The sequence below is a fragment of the Stenotrophomonas pictorum JCM 9942 genome (assembly GCF_001310775.1).
Lineage (GTDB): Bacteria > Pseudomonadota > Gammaproteobacteria > Xanthomonadales > Xanthomonadaceae > Stenotrophomonas > Stenotrophomonas pictorum.
This window is the reverse complement of sequence record NZ_BAZI01000645.1, coordinates 1-1007: the sequence shown is the minus strand read 5'-3', so window position 1 is coordinate 1007 and position 1007 is coordinate 1. Positions and strand designations below refer to the sequence as shown.

2 pseudogenes are annotated in these 1007 nt (G+C 65.2%); one reads left to right on the top strand and one right to left on the bottom strand.

The features are described from left to right. Positions 1-172: 172 nt before the first annotated feature. A pseudogene (locus tag JCM9942_RS16755) lies at positions 173-762 on the bottom strand (malonic semialdehyde reductase). A 128-nt stretch (positions 763-890) separates the two neighbouring features. On the opposite strand from JCM9942_RS16755, the pseudogene JCM9942_RS20380 reads away from it, so the two are divergent. After that, positions 891-1007, top strand: a pseudogene (locus tag JCM9942_RS20380) (nucleoside-diphosphate sugar epimerase); the annotation flags it as partial.

Genomic DNA, 1007 nt, shown 5'->3' with positions numbered 1-1007 from the left:
GGGCGGCCTGTTCGGCCGGCTTGGAGCAGGCGCTGATGGCGGCGGCCAGGGCCAGCGGGAGCAGCAGTTTGGAGAGCGTGGACATGGGAGTTTCCTTGAGGAAGAGAGAGGAACGGAGGCAGTTTCAACACGCCGGCGTCAGCGGATGTGATGACCGCCGGCGATGGAACACTTACTCGATGCGCGCGGCTTCATCGAAGGACAGGCGCGGCAAACGCGGGAACAGCCCGGACGGATCGCCATAGCCCAGGTTGACCAGGAAGTTGGACTTGATCGCGGTGCCGGCAAAGAACGCCTCATCGACCTTGGCGTTGTCGAAGCCGGACATCGGACCGGCATCCAGGCCCAGCGCGCGCGCGGCCAGGATCAGGTAGCGCCCTGCAGGCTGCCGTTGCGGAACGCGGCCTCGTGGCGACCCTCACGCGGGCCATCGAACCAGCTCTTGGCATCGGTGTGCGGAAACAGGTACGGCAGCTTCTCGTGGAAATCCAGGTCAAACCCGATGATCGCCGTGACCGGCGCGGCCAGGGTCTTGGCCAGATTGCCTTCGGACAGCGCCGGCGCCAGCTTCTGCTTGGCCTCGGCGGATTTGACGAACACAAAGCGTGCCGGGCTGGCGTTGGCCGAGGTCGGCGCCCACTTCACCAGGTCGTACAGCGCGCGCAGCTGGCTGTCTTCAACCGGGCGGTCCTGGAACGTGTTCTGGGTGCGGGCGGTGCGGAACAGCTGGTCGAGCGCGGCATCGTTGAAGATGTCGGACATGGAAACTCCGTGGTGAATTGGCTACGGTCGTGGCGCTGGGCCGGAAAGGCCCGGACAATGACACGACGAGTGGACGCAGTGTAGAGCGCCACGACTGATGCAACACCCGGCCTTACTGAAACGAATTGATGCCAAACGCGAAACGATCGACGCTTCCCTGGACGATCACCGACGGCCGCGCCGGCAACGTCCGCCAAGCGGTCGCGTTGGCATCGGCGTTGCGTCTGGGCGGCCAGCAACGGCTG